Here is a 20937-nt window from a genome sequence, read left to right on the forward strand (position 1 = left end):
CCGGATCAGCACCTTGTCAACGTAAAAAAGGGAGCCCTAAGGCTCCCTTTTTGCAAACTGCCTGAACTTACGCGTTCAGCTTACGCATTACCAGCGTGGCATTGGTACCACCAAAACCGAAGCTGTTAGACATAACAGTATTCAGTTCACGCTCGGTTGGCGCGGTCACGATGTTCAGACCCGCAGCCTGCTCGTCCATCTCGTCGATGTTGATGCTTGGGGCAATAAAGCCGTGTTCCAGCATCAGCAGAGAGTAGATAGCTTCCTGCACGCCAGCTGCACCCAGAGAGTGGCCGGTCATCGCTTTGGTTGCAGAGATAGCCGGGCTGTTGTCGCCGAAGACTTCACGAATCGCACCCAGTTCTTTCACATCGCCTACCGGCGTGGAGGTGCCGTGGGAGTTCAGGTAATCGATTGGGGTGTCAATGCCGTGCATCGCCATCTTCATGCAGCGCACTGCGCCTTCGCCAGACGGAGCAACCATATCTGCACCATCGGAAGTTGCACCGTAGCCAACGATTTCAGCGTAGATGTGAGCACCACGCGCCAGGGCGTGTTCCAGCTCTTCAACCACAACCATGCCGCCGCCGCCTGCGATAACGAAACCGTCACGGTTTGCATCATAGGTACGGGAAGCCTGGTCAGGCGTTTCATTGTACTTGGTAGAGAGCGCACCCATTGCGTCGAACTCACAGGCCATTTCCCAGCCCAGCTCTTCGCCGCCGCCAGCAAACACGATGTCCTGTTTACCTAACTGGATCTGCTCAACCGCGTTACCGATGCAGTGCGCGGAGGTCGCACAGGCAGAGCTGATGGAGTAGTTAACGCCATGGATTTTGAAAGGGGTTGCCAGGCACGCGGAGACCGCAGAACCCATTGCTTTGGTGACGACATACGGGCCAACCGCTTTCAGACCACGCGGGCTACGCATTGCGTCAGCACCAAATACCTGCGCCTTAGACGAACCACCGGAACCGGCGATCAGACCCACACGTGGGTTGTTCTGATAAACGTCTTCGCTCAGGCCAGCATCAGCAATCGCTTCCTGCATGGAGAGATAAGCATAAATAGAGGCATCGTTCATGAAACGAACCACTTTGCGGTCGATCAAACCGGTGGTGTCCAGTTTGACGTTACCCCATACGTGGCTACGCATACCTGAATCTTTAAACTCTTCAGAGAAAGTGATCCCGGAGCGTCCTTCACGCAGAGATGCCAGGACTTCCTGCTGGTTATTACCGATGCTGGAAACGATGCCCAGGCCAGTAATCACTGCACGTTTCATTCAATACCTCTGTAAGTCGCACTAAAGTAAGTTTCGAGTCGCACAATAGCGTACACTTGTACGCCGAACAAGTCCGATCAGCCAATTTCTGCGGAAATTTGCACCCTCAGGCACACATCGCTAAGATCGTGCCACTGCCTGTCAGACGAGTAACTTACGTGAAACATAACGCTATACAACCCGCCAACCTCGAATTCAACGCTGAGGGTACACCTGTTTCCCGAGATTTTGATGACGTCTACTTCTCTAATGATAACGGACTGGAGGAAACTCGTTATGTTTTCCTCAACGGAAACCACATTCTTTCGCGCTTCCCTGACCACCCGCGCAGCCAGTTTGTGGTGGCTGAGAGCGGTTTTGGTACGGGTTTAAACTTTCTTACCCTCTGGCAGGCGTTTGCGCATTTCCGCACCGCACACCCCGACGCTACCCTGCAAAGATTACATTTCATCAGTTTTGAAAAATTTCCGCTGACCCAGGACGACTTGATCCTTTCGCATCAGCACTGGCCAGAACTCGCCCCCTTTGCAGAGCAGCTGCAAAAGCAGTGGCCCCTGCCGCTGGCGGGCTGCCATCGCCTGATCATGGACGAGGGGCGCGTCACGCTCGATCTGTGGCTTGGGGACATTAACGCGCTAACCGAAACCCTGGATGACTCGCTTAATCAGAAAGTCGATGCCTGGTTTTTAGATGGCTTTGCCCCGGCGAAAAATCCGGAGATGTGGAATGACAATCTGTTTTCTGCAATGGCGCGCCTGGTGCGCCCGGGCGGGACATTTGCGACCTTTACCTGCGCCGGTTTTGTCCGTCGCGGGTTAAAAGAGGCCGGTTTCAGCGTGCAGAAGGTAAAAGGTTTTGGCCGCAAACGGGAAATGCTGGTGGGGGTGATGGAGCAGGACAACGCCTCCCCGGCTCGCGCCCCCTGGTTTGCCCGCAGCGGCAGTGAGAAACGGGAAACGGCCATTATCGGCGGCGGCGTCGCCAGTGCCCTTCTCGCGCTGGCCCTGATTCAGCGCGGCTGGCAGGTCACCTTGTACTGCGCCGACGACGGCCCGGCCGCGGGAGCGTCCGGCAATCGCCAGGGGGCGCTTTACCCGCTACTCAGCGCTCACGATCCGGCCCTGAGCCGCTTTTTCCCCGCGGCCTTTACTTTCGCCCGTCGTTTCTACGATGCCCTGCCGGTTAGCTTTGATCATGACTGGTGCGGCGTAACCCAGCTCGGCTGGGATGAAAAAAGTCAGCAAAAAATCGACCAGATGCTTTCACTGGGGCTGCCAGCTCCCCTCGCCGCAGCGGTGAACGCGGCGCAGGTGCATGAAACAACCGGGGTGGAAACCGGCTGCGGTGGCATTCAGTACCCGCTCGGCGGCTGGCTCTGCCCGGCAGAACTCACCGCAGGCGCTATCGCCCTCGCCTGCCAGCGCGGTTTACAGGTGCACTACGCCCGCACCGCAGCATCTTTAACGCGTGAAGAGGCACAGTGGACGATTACCTTTAGCGACGGCCAGCGCGAGCAGCATCACGCGGTAGTGCTGGCCAACGGGGAAAATATCAGTGGGTTCAGTCAGACAGAGGCCCTACCGGTCTATCCGGTGAGTGGCCAGGTCAGCCATATCCCGGCGGCGCCTCGGCTCAGCCAGCTGCGCCAGGTACTCTGTTATGACGGCTACCTCACGCCACAGAATCCCTCCAACGGCCAGCACTGTATTGGCGCCAGTTATCATCGCGGCGAGACCGAGGCTCGCTATCGCGATGAAGATCAGCAGCATAATCGTCAGCGCTTGCTGGACTGCTTCCCCAGTGCTGAATGGGCTAAAGAGGTGGATGTCAGCGGCAAGCAGGCCCGTAACGGGGTGCGCTGCGCCTCGCGCGATCATCTGCCGATGATCGGTAACGTGGCAGACTACGACGCCACGCTGGCGCGCTATGCCGATCTGGCAAGCAATAAAGAGAACGCCGACTCTGCGCCGGTGTGGCCCGATCTCTATCTGCTGGGTGCGCTGGGTTCGCGTGGCCTCTGCTCCGCGCCGCTGGCGGCAGAGGTGCTGGCATCGCAAATGAGTAATGAGCCTATTCCGCTGGATGCGACGACCCTGGCGGGATTGAATCCGAACCGGCTATGGGTGAGAAAATTGCTGAAAGGAAAGCAGGTAAAATAGGGGTACTTCCCTCTCCCGCGGGAGAGGGAGGGTAAAGCTTAGTGCTTGCTGGCCTGCTGGAACAGGTTGTCCCACATGCCCACCACCAGAGACTGGTCGCGCGGGTTGAGTTCACCGGCCTGAATCGCTTTTTCAAGGCTGCGGCTCACCCCCTGGTGCACGGCCTGCGGAGAGTGATCGTCACCCGCTTCCAGCTCGGCAATCGCCAGCGTCAGGTGCCCACGCAGATAACCGCTGGCAAACAGTTCATCGTCACTGGCGTGCTCTACCATGTCATCAATTAACGCCAGGATGCGTGATTCAAATTCTGCGATCATCTTCTTTCCTCAATTAAGATCTTCCGGCCACGGGAACTGCTCCGCCGTTATGGCCGGTGTGTGATAATAGTTTTGCAGCGCCTGGATAAAGCGCGCCGGGCGTTCCGGTATTCCCTTATCCAGGTACGTCATGACCTGCGCATGCACGCGACGTTGAAACGCGATACGATCCGGTTCGCACTCGCCTTCCAGATTGTCGCAGCTGACGTTAAAGGGAAAACCCGCCGCGACGCAAAACAACCATTCGAGGGACTGCGGTTTCACTTCCACATCCTCAAATTGCCCCTGCGTCGCGGCGTCGCGACCGTCCGGGCAGTACCAGTAGCCGAAATCGACCTGCTCGCGGCGGGCTTTTCCGGCAATGCACCAGTGTGAGATCTCGTGCATGGCGCTGGCATAAAATCCGTGGGCAAAGACGATCCGGTTGTACGACACTTCTGCATCTGCAGGAAGATAGATCGGTTCGTCGTCGCCTTTAATCAGACGGGTATTAAAATCATCGGCAAAGCAGCCGTCGAAAATGGCGATCAGCTGTTCATATTTATGCGTACTGTTCATTAGTTCATCCCCAACCAGCTGAGGATCTCCTGTCCGTGGCTGTCATAAAGTAGTTTTGCACTCATCACCGCCGAGACGATCACGATCATCGGACGAATGAGCTGTTGCCCTTTGCTGAGCACCAGGCGCGAACCCATTCGCGCCCCAAGAAATTGTCCTGCCATCATGACAAAACCGGTTGCCCAGATCACCTTACCGCCGATGATAAACAGCAGCAGGCCGCCCAGGTTCGAGGTGGCGTTGAGCATTTTGGCATGGGCGGTGGATTTAGCGAGGTTAAAACCGGCCAGGGTGACAAAGGCCAGCGCGTAGAACGACCCGGCCCCCGGCCCGAAAAAGCCGTCGTAGAATCCCACGCAACCCCCGGCGATGAGGGCAAACGGCAGACCGTGCAGTCGGCGCTGGCGGTCCTCTTCGCCCAGTTTTGGCATAAGCAGGAAGTAGAGACCAATACAGATGACCAGCAGCGGCAGGATTTGACGTAAGATGTCGGACTGAACGTGCTGCACCAGCAGCGCCCCGCTCGTTGAGCCGATAAAGGTCATCAAAATATTGAGTTTCTGATCGGCAATGCTGACCACTTTGCGGCGTACAAAATAGAGCGTGGCGGAGACGGATCCCCCGCAGGCCTGCAGCTTATTGGTCGCCAGCGCTTGCGCCGGGCTCATCCCTACCGCTAACAGCGCAGGGACAGTTAACAAGCCGCCGCCGCCCGCCAGGGCATCGATAAAGCCCGCCAGCATAGCGACAAAAAAAAGTGCCAGCAGCAGCAGCGGTGACACCATAAATAACTCAACGAAATTATCCATTACAGTACATGCTCGTCCAGTAGCGCCTGACAGGAAGGGGGCAGCGGAGGCGGTGTCTTCTTCTCAGGTTTAGTGGTACCCGGTTTTGGTGGTTCAAACCAGCTTTGTAACTCCATGCCACAGCCGTCGCCATCCGGAGGCAAAGGCTGATCTTCACACTCCAGGCTGTTTGCCGGGCAGCGCAGCCGAACGTGCATATGCGCGCGATGCTGGAACCACGGCCGCACTTTGCGCAGCCAGTCACGATCGCTGCCGGCATCCTGGCAAAGACGCTGTTTAATGGCCGGGTTAACAAAGATGCGCGTCACGTCGTTGTCTTTTGCCGCAAGCTTGATCAGGCTAAATACCTCTGGGGTCCAGAGCGACGGCACCACGTTTTTGCCGTCACGCGCTACCAAATCCAGCGCCTGGGGCTTTAATAATTGCGAAGACGTCCAGCGTGTTTTAGGGAGTTGCAGGAAGATATCGACATCCAGCCCGGTCTGATGGCTGGCGTGGCCGCCATTGAAGCGCCCGCCCGCTGGCATCCCCATATCGCCTATCAGCATCGTTCCCAGCCCGAGAGTGTTAACCTGGGTACCCAGACGTTCGATAAACGAGACCAGATCCGGATGGCCGAAGTAACGTCGCTGATCGGTGCGCATGACTTGATACGTGCTGGATTGCAACGGCAGCGCTTGCGCGCCGACGATACAGCCATTCGAGAAGGCGCCAATAGACTGCGCGCTTCCCGCCACCGGATGGGTAATCTTCTGCCACGGCGTCGCTGCCAGGCTGGCTCCGCTGGCAACCAGCGCCAGCAGAGCAATTGTGGTTTTTTTCATGTTTACCAGCGTGGAATGGTGGTCGTCACATCCGCATTCTGCGCGCGCTGGCGCAGGAAGTGATCCATCAGCACGATGGCCAGCATCGCTTCTGCGATCGGCACCGCGCGGATCCCCACACAAGGATCGTGACGCCCTTTGGTGATCATCTCAACTTCTTCGCCAGAGCGGTTAATCGTGTGACCCGGCACGGTGATGCTGGAGGTCGGTTTCAGCGCAATATTGGCCACAATGTGCTGACCGCTGCTGATACCACCCAGAATGCCGCCCGCATGATTGCTCTGGAAGCCCTCTTTGGTAATTTCATCGCGATTCTGACTACCGCGCAGCGCCGCAACGCCGAAACCGTCGCCAATCTCCACCCCTTTCACGGCGTTGATGCTCATCATCGCGTGGGCGATATCAGCATCCAGGCGGTCGAAGACCGGTTCACCCCAGCCCGCAGGAACACCCTCCGCCACAACCGTGACTTTGGCACCGATGGAGTCGCCCTCTTTTTTCAGGCCACGCATCAGTTCGTCCAGCGCCTCAAGTTTATCGGCATCGGCACAGAAGAACGGGTTTTGTTCGACCTGATCCCAGTCTTTGATGGCCAGCGGAATGTCGCCCATCTGGGTAAGGCAGCCGCGGATCACGATGCCAAATTTCTGGGCCAGGTATTTCTTGGCAATCGCCCCTGCCGCCACGCGCATCGCTGTCTCACGCGCAGAAGAGCGTCCGCCGCCGCGATAGTCGCGAAAACCGTATTTTTGTTCGTAGGTGTAATCGGCATGGCCCGGACGGAACACATCTTTAATGGCGCCGTAATCCTGCGAGCGCTGGTCAGTGTTTTCAATCAGCAGACCAATGCTGGTGCCGGTTGTGCGGCCTTCGAAAACACCGGAAAGGATCTTGACGCTGTCCGGCTCGCGACGCTGTGTGGTGTAGCGCGAGGTGCCCGGGCGACGACGGTCGAGGTCGTGCTGTAAATCCGCTTCTGTCAGTTCGATGCCTGGCGGCACGCCATCAACGATACAGCCCAGCGCCAGCCCGTGTGACTCACCGAACGTGGTCACGCGGAATAATTGTCCAATACTGTTTCCTGCCATCACGGCTCCGTTGTCGTTGTTCTGTGTTTGAGCGTTGTGAAACGGGCCGAAGCCCGCTGGATTAATCTTTGTAGATGCTGAAGTATTCGCGCGCTGCGATCAGCTGCGCTTTGGTCAGCATAAAGACGCCGTCGCCACCGTTGTCAAATTCGAGCCAGGTGAACGGCACATCCGGGTACTGCTCTATCAGATGTACCATGCTGTTGCCCACTTCACAAATCAGAACGCCGTCGTCGGTCAGGTACTCTGGCGCGCAGGCCAGAATGCGGCGGGTCAGTTTCAGGCCGTCGCTACCGGAGGCAAGACCCAACTCTGGTTCATGGCGATACTCGTTTGGCAGATCGGACATATCTTCCGCATCGACGTACGGCGGGTTGGTGACAATCAGATCATATTGCAGCTTCGGCAAATCGCGGAACAGATCGGAGCGGATCGGCGTGACGTGATGGATCAGGCCATGCTCTTCGATGTTATGTTCCGTCACCGCCAGCGCGTCGGAAGAGATATCGACCGCGTCCACCTCTGCTTCCGGGAAGGCGTAAGCACAGGCAATAGCTATACAGCCGCTACCGGTGCACATATCCAGAATATGTTCAGGCTGATGGTCGATAAGGCCAGAGAACTGATTGTTAATCAGCTCACCAATAGGCGAACGCGGAACCAGCACGCGCTCATCAACGTAGAATTCGTGGCCGCAGAACCAGGCTTTATTGGTGAGGTAGGCTACCGGAATACGCTCGTTCACGCGGCGAATGACGCGCTCAACGATACGGTGTTTCTCGCTGGAGGTCAGGCGCGCAGTGCGCATATCTTCAGGGATATCCAGTGGCAGATAGAGCGACGGCAGAACTAACTGCACCGCTTCGTCCCACGGGTTATCAGTACCGTGACCATACCAGATGTTGGCGGCGCTGAAGCGGCTAACCGACCAACGCAACATGTCCTGAATGGTATGCAGCTCATTCACTGCTTCATCGACAAATATTTTATCCACTTTTCCCTCCAGGGCATGCTCGCTAATTTTTCGGCGGCTAGTTTGCCATGAAGACGGCGATAAATCAGCATTGTCAGCAACGGCTGGCGTTTAAAAAATGCGTTTTGCGGGGCGGGTAGTCAGGTACACTGTGGCAAACAGAAGATGAGACGACCAAATGAAAAAGAAAACATCGCTCAGCGAGGAGGATCAAACGCTGTTTCGTCAGCTCATGACCGGCACGCGTAAAATTAAGCAGGACACCTTTGTCCACCGCCCGCAGCGTAAAAAAATCACCGAGCTACCGGTAAAACGCCTGATCTCAGAGCAGGCCGATGCCAGCCACTATTTCTCGGATGAATTTCAGCCGCTGCTGAATACGGAAGGGGCGATGAAGTATGTGCGCCCGGATGTGAGCCACTTTGAGCTGAAGAAATTGCGTCGGGGTGATTATTCGCCGGAGTTATTTCTCGATCTGCACGGATTAACCCAGATGCAGGCCAAACAGGAGCTGGGCGCATTGATCGCCGCCTGCCGTCGGGAGCATGTTTTCTGCGCCTGCGTGATGCACGGCCACGGAAAGCATATTCTTAAACAGCAAACCCCGCTCTGGCTTGCCCAGCATCCGCATATTATGGCTTTTCATCAGGCACCCAAAGAGTACGGTGGAGATGCCGCATTACTGGTGCTGATTGAGGTGGAAGAGTGGCAGCCGCCTGAGCTGCCCTGACAGAAAGGCGGGTGCTAAGCGCCCCGCCTTAATGACATTGGCGTCAGATGGCTTTGGCCATCTTTAGATTGCAAGGGCCGATCTGCCAGTTAAACACCCCTTTACCCGACTCATCGAGAGTGACATTCGCTATCCCTGAGGTGCTGAACATCGGCGGCGTTTCGCCCGGGCAGAGTTCAGAAACCAGATAACCAACCAGTGGCAGGTGGGAGATGATCAGCGCCGAGGCGACACCTTCATTGCACAGGGCCTGAAGATAGGCACTGACCAGACCGACATCGCCGCCCGGAGTAAGCTCAGGCAGAACATCGACCTCTTTTGGCAGGTTCATACACTCCCCTACCACATCCAGCGTCTGTTCAGCTCGCAGATACGGGCTCACCAGGACACGTTCAATATCCACTTTTTGCCCTTTCAGCCAGGTAGCCATCTGACGGGATTCGTCACAGCCGCAAGGTGTAAGAGGACGGACAGAGTCACTGGCGGCTTCAAGAGCCGCGTCGCCGTGACGCATGATAAAAACTTGCATATTGCACCGCTTTTGTTGACCAGGATCATCGGCGTTCACAACCTGCAAAAATTGCAGGGTAGCAAACCCAATGGCCGGGCATTGTGCCTGATCCCATCGTTGAATGAAACGCCGTTTTTTACCTCATCGGCGTAATTATAGTCAATGCCCGTTTACAATTTGGACGGAGACCCTTCATTCAACGAAGGATTTACTCTTCTTTGACCTTAACTTACAAGATCAGTTTCTTTTGCTGGCCAGAATTTCAGCCCCTGCGTGGCCATCTGCAATAGTGCGTCGCACGGTGCGAACCGTGGGCCATATTGCGCAGCCAGACGCTGCAACGTTGCAACCACTTCACCCGCTCCCAGCGTATCCATATACCTGAACGGGCCACCCAGGAAAGGTGGAAAACCGATACCAAACACCGCACCGATATCGCCATCCCGGGCGTTTTTGATCACACCCTCGTCAAAGCAGCGTGCCGCTTCGTTAAGCATCATCATTACGCAGCGTTCTACGCACTGCGCTGCGGAGAGTTTGCTCTGCCCCTGTGACCTAATAAGCCCATAAATCGCTGGGTCAACTTGCTTCTTGCTTTTACGCCCTTTTGCAGCGTAAAGATAGAAACCACGGCCATTTTTTCTGCCTTTGCGATCGTCATTCAAAATCGCTGCAACGATGTTTGCAGGGGCAGCAAATCGTTCACCGTAAGCACTTTCCAGTACAGGAATAATTTTAGTTCCGGTATCAATTCCTACCTCATCCAAAAGTTGGATTGGGCCGACGGGGAAACCAAATTTCACCAGTGCGTCGTCGATATGCTCGACCTTTTCCCCTTCGGTGAGTAGACGCATCGCCTCATTAATGTAGGGAGCAAGAATACGGTTCACGTAGAAACCGGCTTTATCCGCTACCACGATCGGCGTTTTTCCCTGCTTTTTCGCCAGACTGACGATAGTTGCCACGGTTTGCGGACTGGTCGCAGCGTGTGGAATCACCTCCACCAGCGGCATTTTTTCAACCGGACTAAAGAAATGGAGCCCAATCACTTGCTCCGGCCGCGCAGCAAGGGCGGCAATATCACTAATCGGCAGCGAAGAGGTATTTGACGCAAAAATGGTGTGCGGCGCGCAGTGCGCTTCAACCTCTGCCACCATCTGCTGTTTAAGCGCCAGATCTTCAAACACCGCCTCGATCACCACATCCCGGTGATGAAATCCGCTGTAGTCCGTGGTACCGGAGATCATTCCCAGGGTTTTATCGCGCTCGCTGGCTTTGATATGGCGCCGTTTGACCTTGTTATCAAGCTGCTGCCAACTGTGCTGCAGCGCATGATTGATCCCTTTTGGATTGATGTCTTTAATACGTACTGGCACTCTGGCCTTGCTGGCGGTGACAAAGGCAATTCCCCCTCCCATCAGTCCGCCTCCGAGCACGCCAACCGCATTGAGCGGGCCAGGTTGAGCCTCGCTGCCGGGATCTTTTTTCAGATCGGTACTGGCGAAAAAGAGACTGCGTAACGCCTGCGATTCGGTAGTCATCGCCAGTTCACCAAAGGCTTTCGCTTCAGCGGCATAACCGCTGCTGCTGCCCTGAGCAAGACCTGTCTCCACGACCTCAAGAATGCGTTTTGCCGCCGGGTAGTTTCCTTTGGTCTTCTGCTCGGTTTTTTTACCCACCATGCTGAAGAGCAAGGTGCGCCCCAGCGGCCCGGCCAGCACACGCTCGCGCACGGGCAGAAGGCGACGGGTCGTACGCCCCTGCAGGGCGCGCTCGACGGCCGCCTCAAGCAGAATGGAGTGCGGTACCACTTCATCCACCAGCCCCGCCTTCAGCGCCTGCCGCGGACGCAGTTGCTTGCCGGTGAGGATCATCTCCAGGGCCATGCTGACACCCACCAGACGCGGCAGACGCTGCGTGCCGCCAGAGCCGGGAAGCAGGCCGAGCTGAACTTCCGGTAAACCGAGTACCGTTTTGTTGTCGTCAGTGCAGACGCGCCCATGACATGCCAGCGCCAGCTCAAGCCCACCGCCGAGACAGGCGCCGTGGATCGCGGCGATCGCCGGGATCGACAAGGCATGGATCTCGGCCATGATCTGCTGTCCCTGGCGGGCAAGATCTTCGGCAGCCTGTGCGTCAGGCGCACTGGCAATCATGTTGATATCGGCGCCGGCAATAAAGTTGTCGGGTTTTGCAGAAATGAACACCAGGCCGCGCAGCGCTTTGTTTTCACGCACCTGTTTGAGGATGGCACGCACCTGCGCGCCAAATTCGGCTTTCAGGGTATTCATCTTTTCGCCGGGGGCGTCGATGGTCACCACCGCCACGTTATCCAGCCGTACATGTAGGGTAAATGCTGTCATGTTATCCATTATTCCGCCTCCAGTACCATGGCTGCACCCAAACCACCCGCCGCGCAGGCGGTGACGAGGCCAAATCCACCACCGCGACGGCGCAGCTCGTGCAGCGTCTGGGTAATCATGCGCGCCCCGGTTGCCGCGAAGGGATGTCCGTAGGCAATAGATCCACCCAGCACGTTGAATTTGCTCTCATCAACCTCGCCGGTGGCATGAGAGCGCCCCAGTACATCACGGGCGAATCGTTCGCTGGCAAGCAATTGCAGGTTCGCCAGCGTCTGGGCGGCAAACGCTTCGTGCATATCAATAAGGGTAAGATCGCCGAGGGTAAGACCCGCTCGCTCCAGCGCCAGTGGCGTGGACCAGGCAGGGCCCAGCAGCATGTCTTGCCAGACATCAATGGCGGTAAAGGCGTAGCTGCGCAGGTAGCCGAGCGGCGTGAGCCCCAGCTCTCTGGCACGAGATTCAGTCATCAGGATCACGGCGGCGGCACCATCGGTGAGCGGCGTGCTGTTTGCGGCCGTTACGGTGCCATGTTTACGATCAAAAGCCGGGCGCAGTTTGGCATAATCGGCAAGCGTTGATTGGCCACGAATATTGTTGTCTTCACTTAGCGGCTCACGGTACGGCGGGGTGTATGCCGTCATAACCTCCTGAGCCAGCTTTCCCTCCGCCCAGGCTTGCGCTGCGCGCTGATGGGAGCGATGAGCCAGCATATCCTGTTGCTCGCGGGTGATACCGTAGGTTTTTGCCATCTGTTCAGCGGTGTCGCCCATCCGCAGACCCGTGGAGTACTCGGCAACCGCAGGGGGCACCGGAAGCAGATCGCGCAGACGCAGCCGTGAGAAGAGTTTTAAACGTTGCCCCAGGGTCCGGGCTTTGTTGACGTCTACCAGCACCCGGGCCAGCGTTTTACTCACACCAATGGGGAGCACAGACGAGGAGTCAGCGCCGCCGGCAATACCGGCGCGAATGGTGCCAGCCATCAGGCTTTCGGCAACGTTAGCCACCGCCTGGAAGCTGGTGGCGCAGGCGCGGCTGACGCTGTAAGCATCGGTATGTACGTTCATACCCGTGCCCAGCACAATTTCACGGGCGATATTTGGCGCTTCCGGCATTTGCACAACCTGGCCAAAGACCAGCTGTTCAATCACCTCGGGAGGTATTTCGCTGCGGGCAAGCATCTCCCCCACGACCATTTTTCCCAGATCGACAGCCGGTATCCCGTGAAACGCCGTTGCCTGGCGGGCAAAGGGGGTACGTAATCCGCTGACAATGGCAATGCGATCGCCCTGACGGGTGATTAGCGGTAATGCCTGACTCATAACACTCCCCTGTAATGACAAAATTAAGCGCAAAGTGGTCTGACCTGATAACAGTCTTAACCAAATTTTTACATAAGCCAATCAGGAGGAAGAAAAATTGCGAGCGGTAACACAGAGAGGGGGAGAAAACGCCTCTGGAATCAGAGGCGTTGATGCGAATCTTAACGCAGCCCAAGCTGGAAAATCAGCGTTTCGGCTTCACAGGCAAAGACAAAATCGATATCCAGCTGCACGCCACCTTCAACCTCTTTAAAGGTAGGGGTGATCTGGCAAGGATCGGACTCCACGCCACGCGCGCGTTCTGTTAATGCGGCAAGGGTCTCTTCAGCCTCGGCACGGGTGTCGAACACACGGCTGTATGAGGCGGTGCAATCGGAGTTGTCCATGATGGTGCCAACATCCATACAGCAGCAAACCGGGGTTTCATCAGCACTGCATTTACTCATAGTCGCTTTCCTCTCTTTTCGCGCAGGGCGCGAGCTAAACACGATGCTGATATTTTACTCCCCGGAGAATCCGCTCTCCAGTCGTTAATGGCGTAAAGCGCGACCCCGGCGCTTTATCCCACTTAAAAATGATCTAAAACAAAAATCACCCATTCGGAGGAGTCCGATGGGCGGCAAAATTGCCAGCCAGATCCCGTTTCGAAAAACATGTTGTGCGAAATTAATAAACATACTTGCAACATTCCATCTGGTCAGACCTATACTCTCGCCACTGGTCTGATTTCTAAGTGTTACCTCAGACCCTACACTTCGCGCTCCTGTTACTCTATGTAACAAAAATTGCATAAAAATAACTCAATGAGGTTATGGTCATGAGCCAGAAAACCCTGTTTAAAAAAACTGCGTTAGCAGTCGCAGTGGCAATCGTCTCCACCTCCGCCTGGTCAGCGGGCTTCCAGCTTAACGAATTCTCTTCCTCGGGCCTTGGCCGTGCCTATTCCGGGGAAGGTGCAATCGCTGACGACGCAGGTAACGTGAGCCGTAACCCGGCCCTGATTACCCTGTTCGACCGTCCGACCTTCTCGATCGGTGCCGTTTATATCGATCCGGATGTTGACGTAAAAGGTAACTCAGCCCTGACGGGCAGTGCCAACCAGGACAATATTGCCCCGGTAGCCTGGGTGCCGAATATGCACTTCGTTATGCCAATCAATGAACAGTTTGGCTGGGGCGCATCCGTAACCTCTAACTATGGTCTGGCAACCGAATTTAATAATAATTATGGTGCCGGGATTTACGGCGGTAAAACCGATCTGACTACCGTTAACCTGAATCTGAGCGGTGCCTATCGTCTGAATAATAGCTGGAGCTTCGGTCTTGGTTTCGATGCCGTTTACGCGAAGGCCAAAATTGAGCGCTACGCAGGTTCCCTGGGTCCACTGCTGGCTGGCGGCTTGCAACAGCAGGGTGTCCCTTCCCAGTTGGTTGACGGTATCAACTCTCCGGACGATCAGATTGCTCACCTGAAAGGGGATGAGTGGGGCTATGGCTGGAACGCCGGTATCCTCTATGAGCTGGATAAAAACAACCGTTGGGGCCTGACCTATCGCTCTGAAGTGAAAATCGACTTCGACGGCGACTACAAGAGTTCTATCAATCCGGCGTTAAGCTCAATCTTCGCCAGCATGGGGATGACTCAGCTGCCAGCGGGCACCGGCGGCAGAACCGTTAACGGCTCCCTGACCCTGAATCTTCCGGAAATGTGGGAAGTTTCGGGTTATAACCGCGTTGCGCCGCAATGGGCGATTCACTACAGCCTGGCATACACCAGCTGGAGTCAGTTCCAGGAGCTGAAAGCGAAAGGCGACAATGGCCAGGTGCTGTTCCAGAAGGACGAAGGCTTTAAAGATGCGTATCGTATCGCGCTGGGTACCACTTATTATTACGATAAAAACTGGACCTTCCGCACCGGTATTGCCTTCGATGACAGCCCGGTTCCGGCTGACAAACGCTCTATCTCCATTCCTGACCAGGATCGTCTGTGGCTGAGTGCCGGTATGACGTATGCCTTCAACGATGATGCCTCTATCGACGTCGGTGCATCTTATATGCACGGCCAGAAAGTGAGCTTCACCGAAGGTGAAGGCGCTGCGGCTTACGACTTCAAATCTGAAGGGAAAGCCTGGCTGTTCGGTACGAACTTTAACTACGCGTTCTGATTTCGCGCAGGCAGTAAAAAAGGTGAGCTTAGCTCACCTTTTTTTTATTCCGCATCAATCTCGGATAGGTTGTTCTCGATCGCCTTGGCGTTCGGGTTCTCTTCCGGCTTCAACTTACCGCCGCTGGCAATAAAGTCGTGATTCTGGAAGTACGCCTCACGCACCAGAATGTACGGATCGGAAGACTGACGCAGCAGCCCATCGGAATCCAGCAGCTGCGCGCGGCTTTCAACACCTTCAAGGGTCCACTTACCGATAGAGAGTGGCCAGGTAAGCCAGGAGAGCACTGGGTAAAGGGTATCGACCATATCACCGCCATCCTCACGCAGCGTAAAGCTGCCATAGAATGGCAAATGGACGTACGGGCCGTAACCCACATCGTAATGCCCAAGCGTACTACCGAAACGGTGCGGCTGTTCACGCTGCAGTTTAGGATTAGCCATCCCCGCCACGTCAATAAAGCCCCCCATCCCCAGCAAGGTATTCAGGAAGAAGCGGGTGAAATGCACCATGCCCTGATAGGGATCGCCCTGCAGGAAATAGTTCGCCATCACGGCAGGCTCTTCAAGGTTGCTGGTGAAGTTGCTCAGACCGTTACGGGCCGGCTGAGGGACGTAATCACGCCAGGCGACCGCCACGGGACGGACGACATAAGGATCCAGCACGTTGTAGTTGAAGCTGTACATAGAGCGGTTAAACCCTTCGAACGGGTCCGAGCGCCCCTGCTGCTCTCCGGAACTGGCACACCCCACTAGCAAAGTCGTGCCCAGCGCAAGCGCCGATAGCCGAAGTTTCATAGGTTTCTCCCTGTTAAGTATGGCCATCGTTGATTGCCATCCGCAACGAAGCGTTTGCGCTCCGTCTGTAAACATGCAGGTGATTGTATCAGCACGTTTATCGATGTCCACGAACACAATTACGGGCAGGAATCATCATCTTTATGATTTCAGAATAGCCTGGCTTAGCATTTTCGATCGCCGCCGATTTTAACTCTGCTTTAAAGAAGATGTATTGGCTTTATAAGCTTTAGAAGAATTTCGGAGCTTCCCCAAGGGATACGGGCAAAAAGTCGCTACGCTTAATAGATAAGAACCCCGTCAGGAGCAGCGAAATGGATGAATTAAAAGAAGAGAAAATTGATGAGCATACCGAAGATTTGGAAGTCGAAAGTGAAGAGAAAAGTCGGGGCAAAAAAATAGAGGTCGACGAGGAACATCTTCCGTCTCGGGCGATGGCGATTCATGAGCACATTCGCCAGGATGGTGAAAAAGAGATGGAACGCGATGCGATGGCCCTCTTCTGGTCGGCTATCGCCGCGGGGCTATCGATGGGCGCGTCTCTGCTGGCGAAAGGGATTTTCCACGTACAGCTTGACGGCGTGCCGGGTGCTTTTCTGCTGGAAAACCTCGGCTACACCTTTGGTTTTATTATCGTCATTATGGCGCGTCAGCAACTCTTTACCGAAAACACCGTCACCGCCGTTCTGCCCGTTATGCAGAGCCCGACATGGAGCAACTTTGGCCTGTTGATGCGGTTGTGGAGCGTGGTACTGCTGGGGAATATCGTCGGGACCGGGATAGCGGCCTGGGCGTTTGAATATATGCCCATTTTTGATGAAGAGACGCGAGATGCTTTTGTCAAAATTGGTATGGACGTGATGAAGAATACTCCGCTGGAGATGTTCTCCAACGCGATTATTTCCGGCTGGATCATCGCCACCATGGTGTGGATGTTTCCCTCTGCCGGCTCGGCGAAAATCGTGGTCATTATTCTGATGACCTGGCTGATTGCGCTGGCCGATACGACGCATATCGTGGTTGGCGCCGTTGAAATTCTGTACCTGGTTTTCAACGGGACAATCCCCTGGACGGAATTTTTCTGGCCATTCGCTCTGCCAACCCTGGCGGGAAATATCTGCGGCGGCACCTTTATTTTTGCTCTGCTGAGCCATGCGCAAATCCGTAACGACATGTCAAATAAGCGCAAGGCCGAAGCCAAAGCGAAAGAACAGGAGTTGCAGGAAAGCGGGAAAGACGCAAAAAAATCAACCTGAATGGCGACTCTTTAAGCAGTCGGGCGGCCACGCGCTTAACGCAAAGTGTAAATGACGTTATACTCGTGCCGCCTCGTCCCCTTAGTTAAATGGATATAACGAGCCCCTCCTAAGGGCTAGTTGCAGGTTCGATTCCTGCAGGGGACAATACCCTTTCATTTCATCACGTTTCAACACACTTCACCTCCTCCCTTAAAACGAGAAAAATCAGGGCTTGACGCCTTGAACATGGTTTCAGTTCATTTCATGACATTACATGATCCTGATGGTATCGTTGATGGTACTCACGGTTCGATAAGCCGATACCATCAACTGACAACAAAGATTACCCTCCATGGCACTAAATGAGCTATCACCTAAGAAAGTTGAAAACGCTAAACCCAAAGAAACAGACTACAAACTGACGGATGGGGGCAGCCTGTATCTTTTAGTTAAAAAGAACGGGACCAAGGCATGGCGAATGAACTACAGATTTAACGGCAAACAAGCTACGCTGGCTTTGGGCGTTTTCCCAGACGTTTCGCTGGCACTTGCCCGTAAGCGCAGAGATGAAGCAAGGCAACTTTTAGCCGACGGTGTTGACCCCAGAGTATCTAAAAAAGCAGCGCCAACAGAACCCACCTCGGCTACATTCCAGACAATCGCTTTAGAGTGGCACAAAGGCTCTATAGGCCATCCTTCATGGAAAGAAATTACCCGCATTAAAATTTTAAGAGAAATGGAAAATCATATTTTCCCATTTATCGGAAATAAACCCATCGATTCATTAAAAACAAGTGATCTGTTGCCATTATTAGTGAGGATGAGTGATCAGGGAATTGGAGCGACAACAGGAAGAGTGAAAACTACTCTTGCAAGTGTTTTCCGGTACGCTATTCAGCGTGGAATTGTTGAATACAACCCTACCCATGATCTAAGAGGAGCAATTGCCAGTCCCAAAATAAAGCATCGTCCTGCACTTCCGTTAGAACGATTACCCGAATTAGTATCAAAAATTGATAGCTATACAGGGAGGCCGTTAACTAAGTTGGCGGTATTATTTTCCCTTCATACTTTTGTTCGCTCCAGTGAACTAAGACACGCAAGATGGGAGGAAATTAATTTTGAAACTGCAATGTGGACTATTCCTGCTGAAAGAAAAAGAATTGAGGGGGTAAAATATTCAGAACGCGGGGCAAAAATGGGTAGTATTCATTATGTTCCATTATCTAATGAAGCTATTGATGTTCTCGAAGCCATTAAAAAAATAAGTGGTGAGTATGAGCTTATTTTCCCCGGAGATAGTAACCCTTACAAGCCGATGAGTGAGAACACAGTTAATAAGTCGTTGAGGATTATGGGGTACGACACGCAGGCGGACATTTGCCTTCACGGATTCAGAGCAATGGCGTGCTCAGCCCTGACAGAATCAGGGTTATGGTCTAGGGATGCAGTGGAACGGCAAATGAGCCATCAAGAACGAAATGAAGTTCGAGCGGCTTATGTTCACTTGGCACAACACATGCAAGAACGCCGGAGAATGATGCAATGGTGGTCACATTATATAATCAGCAATTGTGAAAGTTATATTGCACCCTATGAAATTAGTGAAAAACCATTGGCAATGCTTAAGGTGGTCAAATAATGAGCAAACATAACGAAAAAAATATTTGGAAACGTAACGGCTTAGCCCCATTAGAATATTGCTCTGTATCCAGAGCGGCAAAAATACTTGATTGTGAAATTGATGATATATTCCACTGGTGTTATACAGGGAAAATTAATCTCTGTTTAAATTTTCAAAACATTTATTATTTCTATATTCCATTCTTAAAGTCCGATGGTGATATTTTAGAGCAAGTTGAAACTCTCAATCTAGAAGCTCTGCCATCTGCGGATGGCATACCATATATTTTCGCAGATAAATTTAAGTCAGGTTATTTTTACATACCTGAAAAATTTCATTTGGTCGAAACCGAAGAACATTACTTGGTACAAACATATCTTAATGGAATATGGCCTGTAGATGGAAATATTTTATCTGCAATAAATACGGGATTAATGGACTCAATTGAACTTTCTTTATTTAGTGAAGAAAACCCTGAATTTAAATCAGAAGGGGAAAGATTTCAACTCATTTCTCCAATTTTGATAAATAATCAATTTTCTGGAAAATTAAAGAACTGCGTAGAGGGTGATATTAAATACTTACAGTATCTTTGCGAGCATGCTCCTGATATAAACGACAAGCACTATCAACTGCAAATTACTGGTTATTATATTGAATATATAAATAAACATGCTTTATCTGGCACACACATGCCTGTAATAAGCAAAGATAAAGATACAAGAACATTAACCTCATATCAAACAACTGAAACGCCGAAAGTCAGGACTACGGCGAAACAATCAACCTACATAGCATCCCTGATGAATGCTTTGGGGGTAACGGAAGAAATGATGAGATTCTCATCTATTGCTCAAATAAAAGATCATCTGAGCAGAAAAGCAGGCCCTGAAATGGAACTCCCTGAAATCACTGATGATACTTTAGATGACTGGCTTCAAAGGGCAGGTAAAAGGTAGATAATTTTTGATAATTCTGACGAGTTTTCAAAAACTCCGCGCATCACTGCACACCTAAAAGTAGCCTGCATCCGTTCGTTTCATTACGTTAAGTAGGATTGCAGGTGATTCATATGACAATCAAAAATTACCCTCTGTCAGGCAATGCCAGAGCTAAACACACTGCTGATTTTCTCAACATCAGTTCAGTAACTCTCTGGCGCTGGACCAAAAATAAACCCGGTTTTCCCCAAGCAACTCGATTAACCGAAAGGGTAACCATCTACGATGCACAAGAAATTAGGCAGTGGGTTAAGGCACAATCAGCGGGAATAAAGGGAATATAATGAAAATGTTAACTAAGTTGGGGAGAAAAAATTCTCCCCCATCAATTAATCAATTCTTTGGATCGATGCCACGATTCAGTAGCTCTTTACGCAAAATTCGCTTGATCCAAGATGCAAGAGCTGAATCTCCATCTTTGCGCATTTCTTCTTCAAGCTGTTGGCGGAACTCGTCTGTAAGACGCATCTGGAAAGGAGGAGAACGTTTTTCTTTTGGTGTTGACATGGTGATGACCAAACCCTATATTAACCTACATGGTAATTACCATTATAAACACCAAAGCTACAAAAAAACAATGCCCGAACTGTGCTGGAACACAAATCGGGCATCTGACCAATCCGCTGTATGAGGAAACGAAGATGGCTAAACAGAAGTGTACCTGGTTATTTGCGGCGATCAACCGCAGTCAACGCAATGCCCGTCCTGTGATGTTAAGGATCACCGCAGATAACGAGCACTCAGCGCGGCGCAGACTGGCCCCGGACTACGGGCTGAGCTTTGCCGGTCGCATTCCTTGCGGAGGTGAACATGCGTAATTATCCGCAACCCGGCGAACGCTGGCAGCATGAACGTGGCTGGACCGTAACAATCATCCGATTAATTGAAGCGTCTCCCTCCGTGGCGCTGGTTAATCCTGAATTCAGCTGTGAAGTGCTGATACGTCATGACAGCGACAACCAGCTTTCTTCCTGCCCTCTGGCATGGTTTGAACAGCGGTATACGCGTCTGTTTGATGCGCCGCTCTTTAAACCTTCACCAGCTCCGGCAGGCGGTAGTGGCTCCGGCCCGCTGACACTACATCCGTCTGTGGTATTTACCCGCTGGCGGGAGCGCAACATACGGCGTTCTGCTGAACCTGACGACAATCACTATTCAAAGTTTCTCTGACAAAACA

22 protein-coding genes and 1 tRNA gene are annotated in these 20937 nt (G+C 53.3%); 10 read left to right on the plus strand and 13 right to left on the minus strand.

What is annotated here, in order from left to right; all coding sequences use genetic code 11:
- Nucleotides 1-67: 67 nt before the first annotated feature.
- Entirely contained in the window at nt 68-1285 is a 1218-nt protein-coding gene (gene fabB / locus JZ655_RS14690; protein WP_207292159.1) for a beta-ketoacyl-ACP synthase I, read from the minus strand.
- 158 nt (nt 1286-1443) lie between these two features.
- On the opposite strand from fabB, the gene mnmC reads away from it, so the two are divergent.
- Nucleotides 1444-3444, plus strand: a complete 2001-nt coding sequence (gene mnmC, locus JZ655_RS14695) for a bifunctional tRNA (5-methylaminomethyl-2-thiouridine)(34)-methyltransferase MnmC2/FAD-dependent 5-carboxymethylaminomethyl-2-thiouridine(34) oxidoreductase MnmC1 (protein ID WP_207292160.1) — start codon at nt 1444-1446, stop codon at nt 3442-3444.
- A gap of 38 nt (nt 3445-3482) precedes the next feature.
- On the opposite strand, the gene JZ655_RS14700 is transcribed toward mnmC, so the two are convergent.
- The 6 genes from JZ655_RS14700 to prmB all read right to left on the minus strand — a co-directional run bounded on the left by JZ655_RS14700 (nt 3483) and on the right by prmB (nt 8034).
- Nucleotides 3483-3761 (minus strand): YfcL family protein, encoded by a 279-nt coding sequence (locus JZ655_RS14700; RefSeq protein ID WP_040074625.1) that lies wholly within the window; start codon nt 3759-3761, stop codon nt 3483-3485.
- 9 nt (nt 3762-3770) lie between these two features.
- Complete coding sequence (locus JZ655_RS14705) at nt 3771-4319, minus strand: elongation factor P hydroxylase (RefSeq protein ID WP_046884667.1); 549 nt, start codon at nt 4317-4319, stop codon at nt 3771-3773.
- Nucleotides 4319-5128, minus strand: a complete 810-nt coding sequence (locus tag JZ655_RS14710; RefSeq protein ID WP_040074622.1) for a sulfite exporter TauE/SafE family protein — start codon at nt 5126-5128, stop codon at nt 4319-4321. Before JZ655_RS14710 ends, JZ655_RS14705 begins: the two co-directional genes overlap by 1 nt.
- Nucleotides 5128-5952: a penicillin-insensitive murein endopeptidase gene (gene mepA / locus JZ655_RS14715; protein WP_207292161.1), complete on the minus strand. Its 825-nt coding sequence runs from the start codon at nt 5950-5952 to the stop codon at nt 5128-5130. Before mepA ends, JZ655_RS14710 begins: the two co-directional genes overlap by 1 nt.
- Before the next feature lie 2 nt (nt 5953-5954).
- Nucleotides 5955-7040, minus strand: a complete 1086-nt coding sequence (aroC, locus tag JZ655_RS14720) for a chorismate synthase (protein ID WP_207292162.1) — start codon at nt 7038-7040, stop codon at nt 5955-5957.
- Nucleotides 7041-7101: 61 nt separating this feature from the next.
- Nucleotides 7102-8034, minus strand: a complete 933-nt coding sequence (prmB, locus tag JZ655_RS14725) for a 50S ribosomal protein L3 N(5)-glutamine methyltransferase (RefSeq protein WP_040074619.1) — start codon at nt 8032-8034, stop codon at nt 7102-7104.
- Nucleotides 8035-8191: 157 nt separating this feature from the next.
- On the opposite strand from prmB, the gene smrB reads away from it, so the two are divergent.
- Nucleotides 8192-8743 (plus strand): endonuclease SmrB, encoded by a 552-nt coding sequence (gene smrB / locus JZ655_RS14730; RefSeq protein WP_040074618.1) that lies wholly within the window; start codon nt 8192-8194, stop codon nt 8741-8743.
- 43 nt (nt 8744-8786) lie between these two features.
- Here smrB and sixA read toward each other — a convergent pair whose 3' ends face one another.
- The 4 genes from sixA to JZ655_RS14750 all read right to left on the minus strand — a co-directional run bounded on the left by sixA (nt 8787) and on the right by JZ655_RS14750 (nt 13382).
- Nucleotides 8787-9272: a phosphohistidine phosphatase SixA gene (gene sixA, locus JZ655_RS14735; RefSeq protein ID WP_207292163.1), complete on the minus strand. Its 486-nt coding sequence runs from the start codon at nt 9270-9272 to the stop codon at nt 8787-8789.
- Between the two features lie 206 nt (nt 9273-9478).
- Nucleotides 9479-11626 (minus strand): fatty acid oxidation complex subunit alpha FadJ, encoded by a 2148-nt coding sequence (gene fadJ / locus JZ655_RS14740; protein ID WP_207292164.1) that lies wholly within the window; start codon nt 11624-11626, stop codon nt 9479-9481.
- Complete coding sequence (gene fadI / locus JZ655_RS14745) at nt 11626-12936, minus strand: acetyl-CoA C-acyltransferase FadI (RefSeq protein ID WP_207292165.1); 1311 nt, start codon at nt 12934-12936, stop codon at nt 11626-11628. Before fadI ends, fadJ begins: the two co-directional genes overlap by 1 nt.
- A gap of 161 nt (nt 12937-13097) precedes the next feature.
- Entirely contained in the window at nt 13098-13382 is a 285-nt protein-coding gene (locus JZ655_RS14750; RefSeq protein ID WP_040074614.1) for a YfcZ/YiiS family protein, read from the minus strand.
- Between the two features lie 371 nt (nt 13383-13753).
- Here JZ655_RS14750 and fadL point away from each other — a divergent pair, with 371 nt between their 5' ends.
- Nucleotides 13754-15100, plus strand: coding sequence for a long-chain fatty acid transporter FadL (gene fadL, locus JZ655_RS14755; protein ID WP_040074613.1), 1347 nt, complete (start codon nt 13754-13756; stop codon nt 15098-15100).
- Nucleotides 15101-15144: 44 nt separating this feature from the next.
- Here fadL and mlaA read toward each other — a convergent pair whose 3' ends face one another.
- Nucleotides 15145-15897 carry a phospholipid-binding lipoprotein MlaA gene (mlaA, locus tag JZ655_RS14760; protein ID WP_046884662.1) on the minus strand — a complete coding sequence of 251 codons (753 nt, stop codon included), beginning with the start codon at nt 15895-15897 and terminating at the stop codon, nt 15145-15147.
- Nucleotides 15898-16211: 314 nt separating this feature from the next.
- On the opposite strand from mlaA, the gene JZ655_RS14765 reads away from it, so the two are divergent.
- The 5 genes from JZ655_RS14765 to JZ655_RS14785 all read left to right on the plus strand — a co-directional run bounded on the left by JZ655_RS14765 (nt 16212) and on the right by JZ655_RS14785 (nt 20044).
- Entirely contained in the window at nt 16212-17153 is a 942-nt protein-coding gene (locus JZ655_RS14765; protein WP_046884661.1) for a formate/nitrite transporter family protein, read from the plus strand.
- A 75-nt stretch (nt 17154-17228) separates the two neighbouring features.
- A tRNA-Arg gene (locus JZ655_RS14770) sits at nt 17229-17300 on the plus strand.
- A 187-nt stretch (nt 17301-17487) separates the two neighbouring features.
- Nucleotides 17488-18777 carry a tyrosine-type recombinase/integrase gene (locus JZ655_RS14775; RefSeq protein ID WP_069219528.1) on the plus strand — a complete coding sequence of 430 codons (1290 nt, stop codon included), beginning with the start codon at nt 17488-17490 and terminating at the stop codon, nt 18775-18777.
- On the plus strand, nt 18777-19718 hold the full coding sequence (locus JZ655_RS14780; protein ID WP_069219527.1) for a hypothetical protein: 942 nt from the start codon (nt 18777-18779) through the stop codon (nt 19716-19718). The genes JZ655_RS14775 and JZ655_RS14780 overlap by 1 nt, the downstream gene beginning before the upstream one ends.
- Nucleotides 19719-19831: 113 nt before the next feature.
- A complete protein-coding gene (locus JZ655_RS14785; RefSeq protein WP_000153152.1) occupies nt 19832-20044 on the plus strand; it encodes a helix-turn-helix transcriptional regulator in 213 nt (70 codons plus the stop codon).
- A gap of 49 nt (nt 20045-20093) precedes the next feature.
- Here JZ655_RS14785 and JZ655_RS14790 read toward each other — a convergent pair whose 3' ends face one another.
- Nucleotides 20094-20267, minus strand: coding sequence for a hypothetical protein (locus JZ655_RS14790; RefSeq protein ID WP_162837907.1), 174 nt, complete (start codon nt 20265-20267; stop codon nt 20094-20096).
- A gap of 134 nt (nt 20268-20401) precedes the next feature.
- On the opposite strand from JZ655_RS14790, the gene JZ655_RS14795 reads away from it, so the two are divergent.
- Together JZ655_RS14795 and JZ655_RS14800 are read left to right on the plus strand one after the other, a co-directional pair.
- The gene (locus JZ655_RS14795; protein ID WP_081328898.1) at nt 20402-20578 is read left to right on the plus strand and encodes a host cell division inhibitor Icd-like protein; all 177 of its coding nucleotides are present in this window, start codon (nt 20402-20404) and stop codon (nt 20576-20578) included.
- Nucleotides 20571-20930 carry a hypothetical protein gene (locus JZ655_RS14800; RefSeq protein WP_207292166.1) on the plus strand — a complete coding sequence of 120 codons (360 nt, stop codon included), beginning with the start codon at nt 20571-20573 and terminating at the stop codon, nt 20928-20930. The genes JZ655_RS14795 and JZ655_RS14800 overlap by 8 nt, the downstream gene beginning before the upstream one ends.
- The last annotated feature ends 7 nt before the right edge of the window (nt 20931-20937 follow it).

The sequence above is a fragment of the Leclercia pneumoniae genome (assembly GCF_017348915.1).
In the GTDB taxonomy this organism is placed as follows: Bacteria; Pseudomonadota; Gammaproteobacteria; order Enterobacterales; family Enterobacteriaceae; genus Enterobacter; species Enterobacter pneumoniae.

What these genes read in the sequence shown, in the direction of transcription:
- fabB (WP_207292159.1), bottom strand. Translation starts at nt 1,285, where the DNA reads ATGAAACGTGCAGTGATTACTGGCCTGGGCATCGTTTCCAGCATCGGT.
- JZ655_RS14700 (WP_040074625.1), bottom strand. Translation starts at nt 3,761, where the DNA reads ATGATCGCAGAATTTGAATCACGCATCCTGGCGTTAATTGATGACATG.
- JZ655_RS14705 (WP_046884667.1), bottom strand. Translation starts at nt 4,319, where the DNA reads ATGAACAGTACGCATAAATATGAACAGCTGATCGCCATTTTCGACGGC.
- JZ655_RS14710 (WP_040074622.1), bottom strand. Translation starts at nt 5,128, where the DNA reads ATGGATAATTTCGTTGAGTTATTTATGGTGTCACCGCTGCTGCTGCTG.
- mepA (WP_207292161.1), bottom strand. Translation starts at nt 5,952, where the DNA reads ATGAAAAAAACCACAATTGCTCTGCTGGCGCTGGTTGCCAGCGGAGCC.
- aroC (WP_207292162.1), bottom strand. Translation starts at nt 7,040, where the DNA reads ATGGCAGGAAACAGTATTGGACAATTATTCCGCGTGACCACGTTCGGT.
- smrB (WP_040074618.1), top strand. Translation starts at nt 8,192, where the DNA reads ATGAAAAAGAAAACATCGCTCAGCGAGGAGGATCAAACGCTGTTTCGT.
- sixA (WP_207292163.1), bottom strand. Translation starts at nt 9,272, where the DNA reads ATGCAAGTTTTTATCATGCGTCACGGCGACGCGGCTCTTGAAGCCGCC.
- fadJ (WP_207292164.1), bottom strand. Translation starts at nt 11,626, where the DNA reads ATGGATAACATGACAGCATTTACCCTACATGTACGGCTGGATAACGTG.
- fadI (WP_207292165.1), bottom strand. Translation starts at nt 12,936, where the DNA reads ATGAGTCAGGCATTACCGCTAATCACCCGTCAGGGCGATCGCATTGCC.
- JZ655_RS14750 (WP_040074614.1), bottom strand. Translation starts at nt 13,382, where the DNA reads ATGAGTAAATGCAGTGCTGATGAAACCCCGGTTTGCTGCTGTATGGAT.
- fadL (WP_040074613.1), top strand. Translation starts at nt 13,754, where the DNA reads ATGAGCCAGAAAACCCTGTTTAAAAAAACTGCGTTAGCAGTCGCAGTG.
- mlaA (WP_046884662.1), bottom strand. Translation starts at nt 15,897, where the DNA reads ATGAAACTTCGGCTATCGGCGCTTGCGCTGGGCACGACTTTGCTAGTG.
- JZ655_RS14765 (WP_046884661.1), top strand. Translation starts at nt 16,212, where the DNA reads ATGGATGAATTAAAAGAAGAGAAAATTGATGAGCATACCGAAGATTTG.
- JZ655_RS14775 (WP_069219528.1), top strand. Translation starts at nt 17,488, where the DNA reads ATGGCACTAAATGAGCTATCACCTAAGAAAGTTGAAAACGCTAAACCC.
- JZ655_RS14780 (WP_069219527.1), top strand. Translation starts at nt 18,777, where the DNA reads ATGAGCAAACATAACGAAAAAAATATTTGGAAACGTAACGGCTTAGCC.
- JZ655_RS14785 (WP_000153152.1), top strand. Translation starts at nt 19,832, where the DNA reads ATGACAATCAAAAATTACCCTCTGTCAGGCAATGCCAGAGCTAAACAC.
- JZ655_RS14790 (WP_162837907.1), bottom strand. Translation starts at nt 20,267, where the DNA reads ATGTCAACACCAAAAGAAAAACGTTCTCCTCCTTTCCAGATGCGTCTT.
- JZ655_RS14795 (WP_081328898.1), top strand. Translation starts at nt 20,402, where the DNA reads ATGGCTAAACAGAAGTGTACCTGGTTATTTGCGGCGATCAACCGCAGT.
- JZ655_RS14800 (WP_207292166.1), top strand. Translation starts at nt 20,571, where the DNA reads ATGCGTAATTATCCGCAACCCGGCGAACGCTGGCAGCATGAACGTGGC.